Source organism: Mangrovicoccus algicola (genome assembly GCF_014903745.1).
Taxonomy (GTDB): domain Bacteria; phylum Pseudomonadota; class Alphaproteobacteria; order Rhodobacterales; family Rhodobacteraceae; genus Mangrovicoccus; species Mangrovicoccus algicola.
Genome location: NZ_JACVXA010000019.1, coordinates 14841 through 29669 on the forward strand (window position 1 = coordinate 14841; position 14829 = coordinate 29669).

A 14829-nucleotide genomic window follows, 5' to 3' on the forward strand; every position below is an offset into this window, starting at 1 on the left:
CTCAGCTCCCGGGGGGCAGCCCGCCGGCCGCATAGACATGGCGCGCCGCCAGCAAGGCCGCCAGTTCGCCATCCCCCGCGATCACCGCGCGCAGGATATCGGCATGCTGCTTCCAGCTTTCCCGCACCGCCTCCATGTCCTCGGCCACGAACAGCATGGAGGTCTTGTCGCGCAGCGACTGCATGATCTCCTGCAGGACCGAGTTGCCGCCCGCCCGCGCCAGCGCCTCGTGGAAGGCGTCGTTGCGGTCATGGATTGCCGCCATGTCGCCCGCTGCGATCATGTCGTCGCCCAGCTCCAGCACCGCGCGCAGTTCGGCCAGCTGTTCGGGATCCTGGCGCCGCGCGGCCAGCTTGGCATTCAGCGCCTCCAGCGTGGCGCGCACCTCGATCAGCTCGTGTTTCTGCCCGTCCGACAGGAGCGAGACCGAGGCCCCGCGCCGCGGCTCGATCGTCACCAGCCCCTCGGCGGCCAGTTCGCGCAGCGCCTCGCGCACCGGCATCCGCGACACGCCCAGATCCTCGGAGATGCGCTTTTCCACCAGCCGCGCGCCGGAGGCATAATGCCCGCTGACGATCTGTTCGCGCAGCGCATCCTTGACCACCTTCGTCAGCGGCGCATGGGTCGCGCCGAGTGCCTTGTTCATCCTGCCTGCTCCGATGCCGCGCCGAGGGGGCGTTTGCGGACATTGTATACCGTCGCCACGGGGCTCTACCAGAGGATCCTCCGGAACCGGCCGCAAAACCGGGATCCTCGCCGGAAAGCGGCCGGGAGCACGGGGGCCGGGGCAAGGATTTTCCGCTGAAATCGCAGGCGATGGCGATGGTTCGGTATACTGAAGCTACGATTTCGACCATTACTTCACCCCTACTAGCCGGAATTTCCTTGATATGACCAGAAACGGTATACAGAATGCATGAAGAGATCCGCAAAGCGAGAACCAGGACCTGCCCATGAAGACCGCCCTCAAACTCCAGCCCGCCGATGCCCGTGTCATGGTGGAGGCCGCCATCGCGAAATCCGGCGAGATGGGCGTCGCCGAGACGATCTGCATCGCCGATGAGGGGGGCTTTCCGCTGATCATCGAGCGGATGGAGGGCGCCCGCGTCACCGGCCCCCAGATCGCCTGGAACAAGGCCTTCACCGCCGCCACGCATAAACGCTCCACCCATCTGTTCAACAAGGCGCCGAACGGCCCGGCCCTGCCCGGCAACGAGGCCTTCGGCATCCAGCTGAGCTTCGAGGGCCGCTTTGCCGTCTTCGTCGGCGGCTTCCCCATCGTCGTGGATGGCGAGGTGATCGGCGGCGTCGGCCTTTCGGGGGGCAATGGCGAACAGGACATCGCCGCGGGCGTTGCCGCCTTGCAGGCGCTGGCCGACCTGCTGGAAGACAGCGGCCACGAGGTGATCGTCGCTGCCGACATCAAGAAGTGACGCCATGGGAAGGCTCGACGCACCGATCCGCCCCGAACCCGAGATGGAGCCCGGCTTTGCCGTCACGCTCCGCGGCAGCGGCCGGAGCTTTTCCGCCGGCCCGCAGGACACGCTCCTGGCGGCGGCCCTGCGCGCCGGGCTGGACCTGCCCGCGGACTGCAAATCCGGCTTCTGCGGCGCCTGCCGTCTTCGCGTGATCTCGGGGGCGGTGGCGCATCCCGAGGATCTGCCGGGGCTTGATCCCGCGGAAATCGCGGGCGGCGCGGCGCTGGCCTGCCAGGCGCGGGCGCTGGGGCCGCTGGTCATCGAGGCGGAGCCGCACTCCCCGGATCTGTCCCCGCCGGTGACGATGACCGCCCGCGTGCTGCGCCGCACCGATCCGGTGCCCGGCATCACCCGGCTGTGGCTGGGCCTCTCCGGCGCGCCTGCCATCGCGGCGGGGCAATATGTGAACATCCTTCTCGAAGACGGCGCGCAACGCCCCTTCTCGGTCGCCGCCATCACGCCGGAAGGGATCGAGCTGCAGATCCGCGCCCTGCCCGGCGGGCGTTTCACCGACCGGATCCTGCCCGGCCTTGCGGCGGGCGATGCGCTGCGGCTGGAACTGCCGCGCGGGGTGTTCCGCTATCGCCCCGGGGATTTCCGGCCCCTCGTGCTCGCTGCGACCGGGACCGGCATCGCGCCCCTGGCCGCGATCCTGGCCGAACTTGCCGCGGCACCCGAGGAGGCACCGCCGGTCGCGCTCTACTGGGGGATGCGCAGCGAGGCCGACCTCTACCTGCTGGACGACCTCGCCCGGCTCGGCGCCGGGCTCGACGATTTCGCGCTGGTCCCCGTCCTGTCGCGCGGCGGGCCGGACTGGCCGGGGCGGCGCGGCCATGTGCAGGCGGCGGTGCTGGCGGATTTCCCGTCGCTGGAAGACCACGCCCTCTATCTCTGCGGCAATCCCGGGATGATCGCGACGGCGCGGCGGATGTTCCTCGCCGCGGGCGCCTCGGTCAATCACCTCTACACGGACAGTTTCCTGGCCGCCGCGGCCTCACCGGCCTGACCCGTCCCGGATCATGGGCGATGGACCCGGCCCGCCATGACGCCTCGCCCCCGGGCAGGCAGGATGGCCCGACCGCCCCGGCCCCGGGGCCTCCGGGCGCGCGGGCGGCCGGGTCGGGCCCCGGCGGCCCCTCAGGCGACGCGGCCGAGAAAGCTCTGCAATTCCGGCGTGCGCGGATTGGCGAAGACCTCGCCGGGCGGGCCGGCCTCATGCACCCGGCCTTGGTGCATGAAGACCACGCGCGAACAGACATCGCGGGCAAAGGCCATCTCATGCGTCACCATCATCAGCGTCATGCCCTCCGCCGCCAGGCCGCGCACCACCTGCAGCACCTCGCCCACCAGTTCGGGATCCAGCGCCGAGGTGATCTCGTCGCATAGCAGCGCCATCGGCTCCATCGCCAGCGCCCGGGCGATGGCCACGCGCTGCTGCTGCCCGCCGGAGAGCTGGTCGGGATAGGCGCCGAATTTCTCGCCCAGCCCCACCCGGTCCAGCATCCGCCGCGCCATCGCCTCGGCCGCGGCCTTGCCGGTTTTCTTGACCACCTGCTGGGCCAGCATCACGTTCTGCCCCGCGGTCTTGTGCGGAAACAGGTTGAACTGCTGGAAGATCATCCCGACCTTCAGCCTGAGCGCGCGCAGATGCGCCTCGTCCCCGGCCAGCCGCGCGCCGTCGACGGTGATGCTGCCGCCATTGATCGCCTCCAGCCCGTTGACGCAGCGCAGGAGCGTCGACTTGCCCGATCCGGACTTGCCGATCACCGCGACCACCTCGCCTTTCGCGACCTCCAGGTCGATGCCCTTGAGCACCTCGTGCTCGCCATAGCTCTTGCGCAGGCCCTCAATGGCGATGAGCGACATTCATTTTCCTTTCCAGATGACGGGCCGCCTGCGACAGCGGAAAGCACAGGGCGAAATAGATCAGCGCGACCAGCCCGTAGACCGTGAAGGGCTGGAAGGTGGCATTCGACAGGACGGTGCCGGCCTTCGACAATTCGGTGAAGCCGATGATCGAGGTCAGCGCCGTGCCCTTGACCACCTGCACAGAGAACCCGACCGTCGGCGGAATGGCGATCTTCAGCGCCTGCGGCAGCACGACATGTCGCATCTGCTCGACATAGGACATGCCCAGCGAGGCCGAGGCTTCCCACTGGCCCTTCGGGACCGCCTCGACGCAGCCGCGCCAGATCTCGGTCAGGAAAGCGGCCGTCCACAGGATCAGCGCCACCGCCGCCGCCAGCCAGGGCGGCACGTCGATGCCGAACAGGCCCAGCCCGAAGAAGGCCAGGAACAGCTGCATCAGCAGGGGCGTGCCCTGGAACAGCTCGACATAGACGCGCACGACCGGCGCGAAGATCCGCCCGCCGCCGATGCGCAGCACCAGGAGGCCCAGCCCCAGAAGCCCGCCGCCGATGAAGGAGACCAGCGAGAGGATCACCGTCCATTGCGTGGCGAAAACCAGGTTGCGCAGGATGTCCAGAAGCGTGAACTGGGTCATCGCGCGCCCCTTTTATGCGGAAAGAGGAGGTCGCCGAGGCGCAGGAGCAGGAAGCGCAGCAGGATGGCGAGTGCCAGATAGATCGCGGTCGACAGGAAATAGGCCTCGAAGGCGCGGAAGGTGCGGGACTGCGCGAAATTCGCGGCGAAGGTCAGATCCTCGACGGCGATCTGGCTGACCACGGCGGATCCCAGCATGACGATCACCACCTGGCTGGCCAGGGCCGGCCAGATCTTCTGCAGCGCCGGGATCAGCACGACATGGCGGAAGGTCTGCAGCGGCGACAGCGCCAGGCTCGCCCCGGCCTCGAACTGGCCCCTGGGCGTCGCCTCGATGCCCGCGCGGATGATCTCGGCGCTGTAGGCGCCCAGGTTGATGACCATGGCGAGGCTTGCCGCCTCCACCTCGTTCAGGCGGAATCCCGCGGCGGGCAGGCCGAAGAAGATGAAGAACAGCTGGATCAGGAAGGGCGTGTTGCGGATCAGCTCCACATAGAGCGCGACGAGGGGCCTCAGCCAGCGGGGCCCCAGCGCGCGGCCCCAGGCGCAGAAGATGCCGAGCGCGATGCCCAGCACCCCGCCGACCAGGATCAGCCGGATGGTCATCGCCACGCCCCGGGCGAAGACCGGCCAGTATCCGGCCAGCCAGGCGAAATCGAACTCGTATGTCACGGGGATCCCCTCCTGAGGGACGGGCCCGCCCCGCCGGGGGCGGGCGATGCGCTCAGAGCCCTTCGGGCAGGCCCATGCCCAGCCATTGCTGGGCGATCTCCTCCAGCGCGCCATCGGCCTTGGCCGCTGCGATGATCTCGTTGACCGCGGCCTGCAGCGCCGGCTCATTCTCGTTCAGCCCGACATAGCAGGGCGAATTCTTGATGAGGAACTTCATCGCGGGTTTCTTCGGCGGGTCCTGCGCAATGATCGCGGCGGCGACGACATTGCCGGTGGCGATCGCCTCGACCTGGCCCGAGAGGAAGGCCGAGATCGTGCCGTTATTGTCCTCGTAGCGCTTCAGCGTGGCATCGGCGGGCGCGATCTTGGTCAGCTCCAGGTCCTCGATCGAGCCGCGGGTGACGCCGACGGTCCGGCCCGACAGGTCCGAGGCATCGGCGATCGCCAGATCCTCTGGCCCGAAGACGCCGTTGTAGAAGGGTGCATAGGCGTCGGAGAAATCGATCACCGCGTCGCGCTCGGGGTTCTTGCCCATCGACGAAATGACCAGGTCGACCTTGCCGGTCTGCAGGAAGGGGATGCGGTTGGCCGAGGTCACCGGCACCAGCGCCAGGTCGACATTCAACCGCGTCGCGATCAGCCGCGCCATGTCGACATCATAGCCCTGCGGCTTCATGTCGGTGCCGACCGAACCGAAGGGCGGGAAGTCCTGGGGCACGGCCACGCGGATGATGCCCGCGGACTTGATGTCCTCCAGCGCGTCGGCAAAGGCCGCGGGGGCGGCGGAAAGCGCGGTGGCGGCGGCCAGCGCGGCGGCGAGAAGGCGGCGTTTGGTGATCATCGGTCGTCCCTGTGAATGAGCGGCCCGCGCCGGGGCGGGCCTGTCGTTGGATGGCATGCGGATGGGGTCCCGGCGGGTCATGGTGCCGCTCCGCCCGTGGCCGGGTCGAGGCGGAGGGTGTTGCGCAGCTCGGCCAGCGGATCGGCCGTGTCGGGGATGCGGATCCCGGCCGCGACCGTGTCGAGATGCGCCAGCGACAGCCGCGCCGCCTCGGCCATCTCGCCCGCGGCGATCGCGCCGGTGATGGCGCAATGGTCGCGATGCGAGGCCAGCGCCCGCGATGCGGGCTGGTAGCGCAGCGAGATCAGGATGGTGCGCGCCGTCAGGTTGCGCATGATCTCGGCCAGCGGCTCGTTGCCGCCGAGCGCGATGATGCGGCAATGGAAATCGCCCATCAGATAGGTCAGCTGCGCCTTGTCACCGGCGGCGATCGCGGCGCGTTCCTCGGCCAGGTGATCCTGCAGCCGGTCGATCTGCGCCGCGCCGAAGGGCCCGGCGGTGGAGAGGAACCCGTATTCCACGGCGCGCCGCGCGGCGAAGACCGCGGCCGCCTCCTCGGCGGAGGGGCGGTTGACGAACCAGCCGCGGCGGGGCCGGACCGAGACGATGTGACGGCTTTCCAGTCGGGTCAGCGCCTCGCGCACCAGCGTGCGCGACACCGCGAAGGCCTCGGCCAGCTGGGTCTCGCTCAGACGGCTGCCGGGCGTCAGGCGGCCTTCCACGATGGCCGAAAGCAGCGTCTTCTCGATCCCCCTGGGCATGGCGCATCGGCCTCCGGCTTGCATATCCGACTGGTACACAAGCCTTGCACCCATGCCGGCGCCCCGGCCAGAGGCGCGGCAGGGACAGGCGGAGAAAACCGGCAGATGCCTTGATTGCAGGCAGGTTCGCGGCGGCTTCGCCCGAGGATCGCGCGGATGGCGAAGGCGGCAGACCGGGGCCCGACCCGGCCGCCGTGCCGCCCGGCAGACCGGCCGGCCGCGATCGGGCCATCCTGCCCCCCGCAGCGGATCGCGGGGCGGCAGGCCGGGTCAGGCGGCGGCGAAGATGTCGCGATAGCGCTCGCGCAGCAGCGCCTTCTGCACCTTGCCCATCGTGTTGCGCGGCAATTCGGGAAGGATCTCGTAGCGCCGCGGATGCTTGAACCGCGCCATCTCTTCCGCGACCGCGGCCTCGATCGCCGCGATGTCGGGGGTCTCGCCCGGGCGCGGCACCAGCACCGCCAGCACGGTCTCGCCGAAATCCGGATGGGGCACGCCGATCACCGCGCTTTCCAGCACGCCGGGCTGGTCGTCGAGCAGGAGCTCCACCTCCTTGGGATAGATGTTGTAGCCCCCCGAGATGATCAGGTCCTTGCCGCGTCCGACGATGGTCACATAGCCCTCGGCATCGACCATGCCGAGATCGCCGGTGATGAAGAACCCGTCGGCGCGCAATTCGGCGGCGGTCTTGTCGGGCATCTGCCAGTAGCCCTTGAACACGTTGGGGCCGCGCACCTCGATCATGCCGACCTCGCCCGCGGGCAGGCCGCGGCCGGTCTCGGGATCGGTGATCTTCAGCTCCACCCCCGGCAGCGGCAGCCCCACCGTGCCCGCGCGGCGCTCGCCGTCATAGGGATTGGAGGTGTTCATGTTTGTCTCGGTCATGCCGTAGCGTTCGAGGATGCGGTGGCCGGTGCGCGCCTCGAAATCGCGATGGGTCTCGGCCAGCAGCGGCGCCGAGCCCGAGATGAAGAGCCGCATCGAGGCCACGCGGTCGCGGGTGAAGCGCGCATCGCCCAGAAGCCGGGTATAGAAGGTCGGCACCCCCATCATCGCGGTCGCCCGCGGCAGCGCGTCGAGGATCGCGTCGAGGTCGAATTTCGGCAGGAAGATCATCGCCCCGCCCGAGGCCAGCATCACGTTCGTCGCCACGAACAGACCGTGGGTGTGGAAGATCGGCAGCGCATGGACCAGCACGTCCTCGGGGCCGAAGCGCCAATGCGCCGCCAGCGTGCGCGCATTCGACAAGAGGTTGTCCTGGGTCAGCATCGCGCCCTTGGACCGCCCGGTCGTGCCCGATGTGTAGAGAAACGCCGCCAGGTCGCCGCCCGCGCGCGGCACGGTAGCGAAATCGGCGGGCATGGCGCGGGCGATCTCGGCCAGCGTGCCGCCGCCATGGGCATCCAGCGTCTCCAGCCGTGCGCCCGCCGCGGCCGCGACCGGGGCCAGGCCGGGCTCTGCCGCGGGATCGCAGACCAGCAGCCGGGCGCCGGAATTGGTAACGAAATAGTCCAGCTCGGCCGGGGTATAGCCGGTGTTCAGCGGCAGGAAGACGACCCCCGCCTGGGCGCAGGCGGCATAGAGCGCCAGCGCCTCGGGCGATTTCTCCACCTGCGCGGCCAGCCGGTCGCCCGGTCCCAGCCCGCAGGCGGTCAGCGCATGGGCCATCCGCGCCGCACGGCGCAGGAAATCCGAATGGCTCAGCGTGGTGCCGTCCGGCAGGTGCAGGAAGGGCCGGGAACTGCCGGCATGAATGCCGAAAAGCGTGTCGTAAAGCGGATTAGCCATCTGTCTTTTCCCTGGCTCTGGAGGTCGTGTCCTGGTGCGGCGGACGGGCGGCAAGCGCGCGCACGGCCGGGGTCGCGGCGATTTCGCCGCGCTGCGCATAGGCTTCGTGGTTCGGGGTGACGCGCGCGAGGTCGTAGAGATAGTTCACCATCGCCCCGCCCGACTGCGCCATCCCGTTCGCCGAGATGTCGGCCCCGCCATGGACCGCATGGACCAGCGCGCCGTTTCCCAGGTGGAACCGCGCCACCGGATCGGCGGGTTTGCCATCCTCGCGCCGCGCCCCCAGAAGGTAGCGCGCCGCCAGGATCCGCATCGCCTCGGCATCGGCCGGATCGGCCTCCAGCCCCTCGGCGGCGATCCAGCGCATCAGGCCGGGGATCGGCGAGAGCGTGACGAAGGTCTTCAGCCCCGGCAGCGCCGCCGCCAGGTCGGCCGCCACCTGCTTGATCAGGAAATTGCCGAAACTGATCCCCGCCAGCCCCTCCTGGCAGTTGGAGATGGAGTAGAAGACCGCCGTGTCGGCCTCGGCCGCCGACTGCGCCGCACGGTCGTCATCCAGAAGCGCCTGGATGGATCCGGGAATGCCGCGCGTCAGCGCCACCTCCACGAAGATCAGCGGCTCCTCCGGCATGGCCGGGTGGAAGAAGGCGAAACAGCGCCGGTCCGAGGGCGCCAGGCGCAGCCGCAGGTCGTCCCAGCTCTGGATCGCGTGCACCGCCTCATAGGCGATGATCTTCTCCAGCACGCTGGCCGGGCTGTCCCAGGTGATCGGCCGCGAGACCAGGAAACCGCGGTTGAACCACGACCGGAAGAGATGGCGCAGATCCTGGTCCAGCGCCCCCAGCTCGGGCCTCTTGCGGGCCAGCCGCAGCAGGTCGGCGCGCATCTCCACCAGACGGTGCGTGGCGCCGGGCACCTGGTTCAGCCGCCGGATCAGTTCCTGCCGCGGCGGTTCGGCGGCGGCGAGGAAGGCGCGATAGGCCCCCGCGCCGCGCCCGTCCTCATAGGCGTCCAGGCTGGCCCGCACCGCCTGCGGATCGATATCCATCTGCCCCGCCAGATGGGCGAAGAACGCCGCCCGCCCGGCCTCGTCGAGGAATTCGTAGCGGTCGAGGATCTGGCGGGCGAGGCTGAGCCCCTCGGTCTCGGCCGAGGCGCCCATCAGCGCCGCGGCCAGCTCCGGCAGGCTGCGCCCGTCCGGTTTCGCCGCCGGGCCGCGGCCGCGGCGCTCGAAGACGGTCGAGAGAAGATCGGCAAGGATGGTCACGGCATGTCCCCCATCACCAGATCGGGCAGCCAGGTTGCAATGCCCGGGAAGAGACACAATAGCACGATCCCCGCCACCATGCAGCCGACATAGGGCAGCGAGCCCATGAGGATGGTCTTGAGCTTGATGTCCGGCGCAATGCCGTTGATGACATAGAGGTTCAGCCCCACCGGCGGCGAGATCAGGCCAATCTCCATGTTGATGGTCAGCACCACCGCGAACCAGACCGCGTCGAAGCCCGCCGTCTCGATGATCGGCATCAGGATCGGCGCCGCCATCAGGATCACCGCGACGGGCGGCAGGAAGAACCCCGCGACCAGCAGGAAGACGTTGATCACCCCCATCAGAACCCAGCGGTTCACGTCGAGCTGGGCGATCCACTCGGCGATGGACTGGGTGATGTAGAGCGAGGAGAGCATGTAGGAGAACACGCCCGCCGCCCCGATGATGAACAGGATCATCACCGATTCCTTGGTGCTGTCGCGCAGCACCGACCAGATCGCGCGGGGGCTCCACATCGAGTAGATGACGATGGCGATCACCAGGCACAGGATCGCGCCCACCGCTGCGGTTTCCGAGGGCGTGGCGATGCCGCCATACATCGCGTAGAGCACGCCCGCGATGATCGCCAGGAAGGGCAGCACGCGGGGCAGGATCTCCAGCCGCTCGCGCCAGGAATAGCGCCCCGCCGACAGCGCCGTCGCATCGCCGGTCTTCCAGGTCGACCAGATCGACCAGGCCATGAACAGCCCGACCAGCATCAGCCCGGGCATCAGCCCGGCCAGGAACAGCCGCCCGATCGAGGTTTCCGTGGCGATGCCGTAGACAATCATCGTCACCGAGGGCGGGATCAGGATGCCCAGCGTGCCGCCCGCGGCGATCGACCCGGCTGCCACGCCGTCGGGAAAGCCGCGCTTGCGCATCTCGGGGATGCCCATCTTGCCGATCGCCGCGCAGGTGGCGGGCGACGATCCCGACATCGCGGCAAACAGCGCGCAGGCGCCCAGGTTCGAGATCACCAGCCCCCCCGGCACCCGCGTCAGCCAGCGTTCCAGCGCCTCGTACAGATCCGCGCCCGCGCGGGTGGAGGCGATGGCCGCCCCCATGATGATGAACATCGGGATCGACAGCAGCGCGAAATTGTCGAGCTTGCCGAAGAAGATCTCGGGCAGCAGCTCCAGCGAGCGCATGCCGTCGAAGACGATCAGGAACCCCGCCGAGACGATCAGCAGCCCCAGCGCCACCGAGACGCCCGAGAACAGCACCAGGATGGTGGCGATGGCCACGATGGCGGCAAGAAGCAGCGGATCCATCAGTCGCTCTCCAGGTTGAAGGGGCGGTCAACCCCGGTCAGCAGCGCCACCATGTCGGCAACCAGCTGCAGCAGAAGCAGGCCGAAGCCCAGCGGGATGGCCAGGTAGGGGATCCACAGCTTGACGCCCCAGACGCTTTCGGACCGCCAGCCGCGATCCCAGGCGATGTGCCAGTACTCGACCCCGTGCCAGAACATCACCGCCACGATGGCGATGGACAGGCCCAGCGTCGCGATGCACAGCACCCGGCGCGGGCCGAAGCGCAGGCTCAGAGGGATCAGGTCGACATTGACGTGCCCGCGCAGCCGCTGGACATAGGGCAGCCCGATCAGGGTCGAGCCGATCACCAGGTAGATCACCGCCTCGGTCTGCCAGACGGTGGATCCGTTCAGCACGAAGCGCACGAAGATCATCTGGCAGGTGATGACCACCGCCGCCACCACCATCGCGGCTGAACACCACCCCGCCAGGGTGGACAGCGCCGCGATCGCGCGCAGGAAGGCATTGTCGCCGGTGCGTGCAGCCGCGGCGAGGGAATGGGTTGCCATGGAAGGGCTCCGCTTGGGGAAGGATCGGGGCGGCCGCGGCCGCCCCCCGGGCTCACTCGACGGCCAGCGCCATGTCGAGCAGGCTCTGGCCGTCATCGTCCATATCCTCGACGAAGGCCTTGTAGGATGTCGCCTCGGCGATCTTGCGCCAAGCCTCGAACTCCTCGGCCGTCATGTCGCGGATCTCGACCCCCTGTTCCTCGAAGACCCGGCGCGATTCCGCGTCCTCCTTCTTGGCCTCCTCCAGGTAGAAGGCCTGCGCCTTGGCCGAGGCATCCAGCAGCGCCTGCTGCTGCGCCTCGTCCAGCCCCTCGAAGGTGGAGCGGTTGACCAGGAGCGGCTGGTACATGAACCACAGCGCGTAATCCCCCGGCGGCGTGTAGCAGGCCGCCTGTTCGTAGATGCGGTAGCTCACGAAGGACGAAGAGGACGTGTTCGCCGCGTCCAGCACCCCGGTCTGCATGGCGTTGTAGATCTCCGAGGAGGCCATGGAGGCGATCGAGGCCCCCGCCCCCGCCAGCATCTGCTCGAAGGCCTTGCCGGCCGCACGGGTCTGCAGCCCCTGCACGTCGTCGGGCGCGGTGATGCAGCCCTCGGTGCCGACGAAGCCCCCGGCTAGGTAGCCATGGACCAGCGCCATGACGTCATCCTGGGCCATGTACTTGTCCAGCGCCTCCATGAAGGGGCTGGAGGTCAGCCGCGCGGCATGGTCGTGGTTCTTCACCAGCCCCGGCATCAGCGTCAGGTTATAGGCGGGCTGCTGTCCGCCGGCATAGCTCAGCGGCAGCACCGTCATGTCCAGCTGCCCGCGGCTCAGGGGCTTGTACTGCTCGCGCGCCTTGAACAGCGACTCGCTGGGAAAGATCTTGATCTGCAGGTCGACATCGGCGGCGGCGACCTCGTCGGCGACGATCTGCGCGACCTGGTGGCGGACATCCTTGTCGGACCATTGATGCGACAGGCGCAATTCGGTGGCCCCGGCGGCGGACAGCCCGCCGAGACCGGCCAGCAGCGCAAGCGCCGTGGTCAGCTTGAGTTTCATGATTTCCTCCCTTGATCGGCGGATGTGCCTCCGCTCGGATCACAGGCTAGCCGAGTCTTGTTTTTCACGTCAACCTTCTTGTATACAGAAAATGCAAGATTGCATCTGACTTCCTGCCCGAAGGAGCGCCCATGGAGCGACGCCGCGCCGACATCATCGCCGAAGAGCTGGAGGAACGGATCTGCGACGGCACCTATCCGGACGGCGTGCGGCTGGACGAGGTGCGGCTGGCCGAGGAATTCGGGGTCTCGCGCACGCCGCTGCGCGAGGCGCTGCAGAAGCTGGCGCTGTCGGGACTGGTGGCGCAGATCCCCCGCCGCGGCGTCTTCGTGCGCCAGCCCGGGCCGGTGCAGCTGATCGAGATGTTCGAGGTCATGGCCGAGATGGAGGCGGTCTGCGGCCGCCTTGCCGCCGCGCGCATCAGCGATGCGGCGCTGGCGGAACTGGACGCGGCGAATGCGCTGTGCCGCGAGGCGGTGGCGGCGCCCGACGCCGATGCCTATTACCTGGAGAACGAGCGCTTCCACCACATCATCTACCGCGAATCCGGCAACGGTTTCCTCGAACAGGAAACCGCGGCCCTGCACCGGCGGCTGAAACCCTTCCGACGGATGCAGCTGCGGCTGCGCGGGCGGCTGCCGCAATCCATGGCCGAACACGAGGAGATCGTGGCCGCCCTGCGCGCCGCCGATGCCGAACGCGCCGCCCGGGCGCTGCGCGGCCATGTCGCCGTGCAGGGCGAGAAGTTCCGTTTCCTGATGGCGCGGCTGGCCTCAGCCGCCGAGTGACCCCTGCCCGGCCAGCGCGGCGGCATTCAGCGCGGTCTCTGGGATGCCGCCTGCCAGTGCCGTGATCACATGCTCGGCCGAGGCCAGCGCCACGCGGATCAGCGCCTCCTCGGTGGTGGCGCCCAGATGCGGGGTGAAGATCGCGCCGGGCGCGCGGCCCAGCCGTCCGGCCGGCGCGGCATCGGAATAGACATCCAGCCCGGCCCCGGCGATCCGGCCCTCCTCCAGCGCGGCGGCGAGGGCCTCCTCGTCCACCAGCCCCGCCCGCGCCGTGTTCACCAGCACCGCGCCGGGCTTCATCCCGGCAAGGGACCGCGCGTCGATCATGTGGCGCGTGGCGGGCGACATCGGCGTGTGCAGCGACACCAGGTCCGCCGCCGCCAGCCCCTCTGCCAGGGTCGCGGGGCGGGCGAAGCCGCCGGTTTCCGGCGCGCGCGGCGACCAGACCAGCACCTGCATGCCGAAGCCGCGGACCAGCATCTCGCCGGTCATCCGCCCGATCCGGCCCCAGCCCACGATCAGCGCGGTCTTGCCGAACAATTCGCCGAAGCTGCGGGAATAGCGGAATCCGGGGGCGCCCGCGCGCTCGGCCGCATCGCCCGCCGCGATCCCGCGCGACGCCGCCACCGCCAGCCCCACGGCCAGTTCCGCCACCGAGCGCGCATTCAGCCCCGGCGCATTGGCCACCAGCACGCCCTTTTCGGTCGCCGCCGCCTTGTCCACCGCGTCATGGCCCGAACCGTGCACCGCCACGACCCGCAGCCCGTCTGCCGCGGCGAAGGCCTCGGCCGAGAAGCCCGCATCGCGGGTGATCGCGGCCGTCATGCCGGGCAGCATCCGCGCCACCGTGGCCATGCGCGCATCCGGGCAGGCGACGGGCGTGATCCCGGCGGCGCGCAGCCGCGCGAGGCCGGCCTCGTGGATGGGCTGGACGATCAGGCAGTTCATGGCGCTTCCCCGGCATGTGGATCCTGCCCCAGATGCACCGCGCCGGGCGCGGGGGCAAGGCCCCGGCGACGGAAGGCCGAGGGCGGCGCCCCGCCCTGGCGGCGGAAGGCGGCGATGAAGGCCGAGGGCGTGGAATAGCCCAGCCGGGCGGCAACCGCGCTGCTGGTCTCGCCCTGTTCCAGCCATTCCAGCGCCAGCACGAAGCGCATCCGCGCGCGCCAGTCGCGGAAGGCCAGCCCGGTCTCGGCCAGGAACAGCCGCGCCAGCGTGCGCGCCCCGCAGCCTGCCGCCGCCGCCACCTGCTCCAGCCCCGCCGCGGCGCCGGGGGCGCGCAGCATCTGCTCCATCGCGCGCACCAGGCGGGGATCGCGTCCCCCGGGCAGGCGCAGATCCGGCCGGTCCAGCCGCGCCATCTCGTCCAGCGCCGTCCAGGCCAGCCGCCGCGCCTCTGCCGCAGGCAGGGACCCGTCCGTTTCCAGCCGCCGCGCGATCCCGCGCAGAAGCGGCGAGCCGCGCAGCACGACCGGCCCCCGGGGCAGGCCCGGACGCAGCGCGAACCGCGGCGCGATGAAGAAATTATGCACCTCGATCCCGGTCGCGGCCTGAAGCCGGTGCGGCAGGCCCGGCGGGATCCAGACCCCGTGCCTGGGCGGCACGATCCAGGCATCCGGCCCCGCCTGCAGCCGCATCAGTCCCGCATAGCACAGGACCAGCTGCGCGCGCGCATGGCTGTGCGGGGCGACGCCTTCGCCCGGGGCCAGCCGCCCGGTCGTCACCAGGATCGGCCGGGCCGGATCGGCGGCATCCCCCGGCGCCTGATGCGCCTGCGCCTCTGGCAGAAACGCGACATCCTTTGTCATCCTGTCATTCTGGCACAGCGC

At 69.7% G+C, this 14829-nt stretch carries 16 protein-coding genes; 3 read left to right on the forward strand and 13 right to left on the reverse strand.

Features of this window, described 5'->3' with window-relative positions; translation table 11 throughout:
- Nucleotide 1 precedes the first annotated feature (1 nt).
- Nucleotides 2–646 carry a GntR family transcriptional regulator gene (locus ICN82_RS08190; protein WP_193181573.1) on the reverse strand — a complete coding sequence of 215 codons (645 nt, stop codon included), beginning with the start codon at nt 644–646 and terminating at the stop codon, nt 2–4.
- A gap of 307 nt (nt 647–953) precedes the next feature.
- On the opposite strand from ICN82_RS08190, the gene ICN82_RS08195 reads away from it, so the two are divergent.
- Nucleotides 954–1433: a GlcG/HbpS family heme-binding protein gene (locus ICN82_RS08195; RefSeq protein WP_193181575.1), complete on the forward strand. Its 480-nt coding sequence runs from the start codon at nt 954–956 to the stop codon at nt 1431–1433.
- A 4-nt stretch (nt 1434–1437) separates the two neighbouring features.
- Complete coding sequence (locus tag ICN82_RS08200) at nt 1438–2484, forward strand: 2Fe-2S iron-sulfur cluster-binding protein (protein WP_226898373.1); 1047 nt, start codon at nt 1438–1440, stop codon at nt 2482–2484.
- 131 nt (nt 2485–2615) lie between these two features.
- Here the strand turns inward: ICN82_RS08200 and ICN82_RS08205 are convergent, their stop codons facing one another.
- The 10 genes from ICN82_RS08205 to dctP all read right to left on the reverse strand — a co-directional run bounded on the left by ICN82_RS08205 (nt 2616) and on the right by dctP (nt 12212).
- Nucleotides 2616–3344 (reverse strand): amino acid ABC transporter ATP-binding protein, encoded by a 729-nt coding sequence (locus ICN82_RS08205; RefSeq protein ID WP_193181577.1) that lies wholly within the window; start codon nt 3342–3344, stop codon nt 2616–2618.
- Nucleotides 3325–3981, reverse strand: a complete 657-nt coding sequence (locus tag ICN82_RS08210; RefSeq protein WP_193181579.1) for an amino acid ABC transporter permease — start codon at nt 3979–3981, stop codon at nt 3325–3327. Before ICN82_RS08210 ends, ICN82_RS08205 begins: the two co-directional genes overlap by 20 nt.
- Entirely contained in the window at nt 3978–4652 is a 675-nt protein-coding gene (locus ICN82_RS08215; protein ID WP_193181581.1) for an amino acid ABC transporter permease, read from the reverse strand. Before ICN82_RS08215 ends, ICN82_RS08210 begins: the two co-directional genes overlap by 4 nt.
- Nucleotides 4653–4704: 52 nt before the next feature.
- A complete protein-coding gene (locus ICN82_RS08220; protein WP_193181583.1) occupies nt 4705–5493 on the reverse strand; it encodes a transporter substrate-binding domain-containing protein in 789 nt (262 codons plus the stop codon).
- Between the two features lie 77 nt (nt 5494–5570).
- A complete protein-coding gene (locus ICN82_RS08225; protein ID WP_226898375.1) occupies nt 5571–6254 on the reverse strand; it encodes a GntR family transcriptional regulator in 684 nt (227 codons plus the stop codon).
- Between the two features lie 270 nt (nt 6255–6524).
- The gene (locus ICN82_RS08230; RefSeq protein WP_193181584.1) at nt 6525–8042 is read right to left on the reverse strand and encodes a malonate--CoA ligase; all 1518 of its coding nucleotides are present in this window, start codon (nt 8040–8042) and stop codon (nt 6525–6527) included.
- Nucleotides 8035–9309: a malonyl-CoA decarboxylase gene (locus ICN82_RS08235; RefSeq protein WP_193181587.1), complete on the reverse strand. Its 1275-nt coding sequence runs from the start codon at nt 9307–9309 to the stop codon at nt 8035–8037. The genes ICN82_RS08230 and ICN82_RS08235 overlap by 8 nt, the downstream gene beginning before the upstream one ends.
- Nucleotides 9306–10622, reverse strand: a complete 1317-nt coding sequence (locus ICN82_RS08240; RefSeq protein WP_193181589.1) for a TRAP transporter large permease — start codon at nt 10620–10622, stop codon at nt 9306–9308. The genes ICN82_RS08235 and ICN82_RS08240 overlap by 4 nt, the downstream gene beginning before the upstream one ends.
- Nucleotides 10622–11170, reverse strand: a complete 549-nt coding sequence (locus tag ICN82_RS08245) for a TRAP transporter small permease (RefSeq protein ID WP_193181590.1) — start codon at nt 11168–11170, stop codon at nt 10622–10624. Before ICN82_RS08245 ends, ICN82_RS08240 begins: the two co-directional genes overlap by 1 nt.
- A 52-nt stretch (nt 11171–11222) precedes the next feature.
- Nucleotides 11223–12212 carry a TRAP transporter substrate-binding protein DctP gene (gene dctP / locus ICN82_RS08250; RefSeq protein WP_193181591.1) on the reverse strand — a complete coding sequence of 330 codons (990 nt, stop codon included), beginning with the start codon at nt 12210–12212 and terminating at the stop codon, nt 11223–11225.
- Between the two features lie 131 nt (nt 12213–12343).
- On the opposite strand from dctP, the gene ICN82_RS08255 reads away from it, so the two are divergent.
- The gene (locus ICN82_RS08255) at nt 12344–13000 is read left to right on the forward strand and encodes a GntR family transcriptional regulator (RefSeq protein ID WP_193181592.1); all 657 of its coding nucleotides are present in this window, start codon (nt 12344–12346) and stop codon (nt 12998–13000) included.
- On the opposite strand, the gene ICN82_RS08260 is transcribed toward ICN82_RS08255, so the two are convergent.
- A complete protein-coding gene (locus ICN82_RS08260) occupies nt 12986–13948 on the reverse strand; it encodes an NAD(P)-dependent oxidoreductase (protein ID WP_193181593.1) in 963 nt (320 codons plus the stop codon). The two genes, ICN82_RS08255 and ICN82_RS08260, sit on opposite strands and share 15 nt — an antisense overlap.
- Entirely contained in the window at nt 13945–14808 is an 864-nt protein-coding gene (locus ICN82_RS08265) for an AraC family transcriptional regulator (RefSeq protein ID WP_193181594.1), read from the reverse strand. Before ICN82_RS08265 ends, ICN82_RS08260 begins: the two co-directional genes overlap by 4 nt.
- Nucleotides 14809–14829 lie beyond the last annotated feature (21 nt).

What these genes read in the sequence shown, in the direction of transcription:
- ICN82_RS08190 (WP_193181573.1), bottom strand. Translation starts at nt 646, where the DNA reads ATGAACAAGGCACTCGGCGCGACCCATGCGCCGCTGACGAAGGTGGTC.
- ICN82_RS08195 (WP_193181575.1), top strand. Translation starts at nt 954, where the DNA reads ATGAAGACCGCCCTCAAACTCCAGCCCGCCGATGCCCGTGTCATGGTG.
- ICN82_RS08200 (WP_226898373.1), top strand. Translation starts at nt 1,438, where the DNA reads ATGGGAAGGCTCGACGCACCGATCCGCCCCGAACCCGAGATGGAGCCC.
- ICN82_RS08205 (WP_193181577.1), bottom strand. Translation starts at nt 3,344, where the DNA reads ATGTCGCTCATCGCCATTGAGGGCCTGCGCAAGAGCTATGGCGAGCAC.
- ICN82_RS08210 (WP_193181579.1), bottom strand. Translation starts at nt 3,981, where the DNA reads ATGACCCAGTTCACGCTTCTGGACATCCTGCGCAACCTGGTTTTCGCC.
- ICN82_RS08220 (WP_193181583.1), bottom strand. Translation starts at nt 5,493, where the DNA reads ATGATCACCAAACGCCGCCTTCTCGCCGCCGCGCTGGCCGCCGCCACC.
- ICN82_RS08225 (WP_226898375.1), bottom strand. Translation starts at nt 6,254, where the DNA reads ATGCCCAGGGGGATCGAGAAGACGCTGCTTTCGGCCATCGTGGAAGGC.
- ICN82_RS08230 (WP_193181584.1), bottom strand. Translation starts at nt 8,042, where the DNA reads ATGGCTAATCCGCTTTACGACACGCTTTTCGGCATTCATGCCGGCAGT.
- ICN82_RS08240 (WP_193181589.1), bottom strand. Translation starts at nt 10,622, where the DNA reads ATGGATCCGCTGCTTCTTGCCGCCATCGTGGCCATCGCCACCATCCTG.
- ICN82_RS08245 (WP_193181590.1), bottom strand. Translation starts at nt 11,170, where the DNA reads ATGGCAACCCATTCCCTCGCCGCGGCTGCACGCACCGGCGACAATGCC.
- dctP (WP_193181591.1), bottom strand. Translation starts at nt 12,212, where the DNA reads ATGAAACTCAAGCTGACCACGGCGCTTGCGCTGCTGGCCGGTCTCGGC.
- ICN82_RS08255 (WP_193181592.1), top strand. Translation starts at nt 12,344, where the DNA reads ATGGAGCGACGCCGCGCCGACATCATCGCCGAAGAGCTGGAGGAACGG.
- ICN82_RS08260 (WP_193181593.1), bottom strand. Translation starts at nt 13,948, where the DNA reads ATGAACTGCCTGATCGTCCAGCCCATCCACGAGGCCGGCCTCGCGCGG.
- ICN82_RS08265 (WP_193181594.1), bottom strand. Translation starts at nt 14,808, where the DNA reads ATGACAAAGGATGTCGCGTTTCTGCCAGAGGCGCAGGCGCATCAGGCG.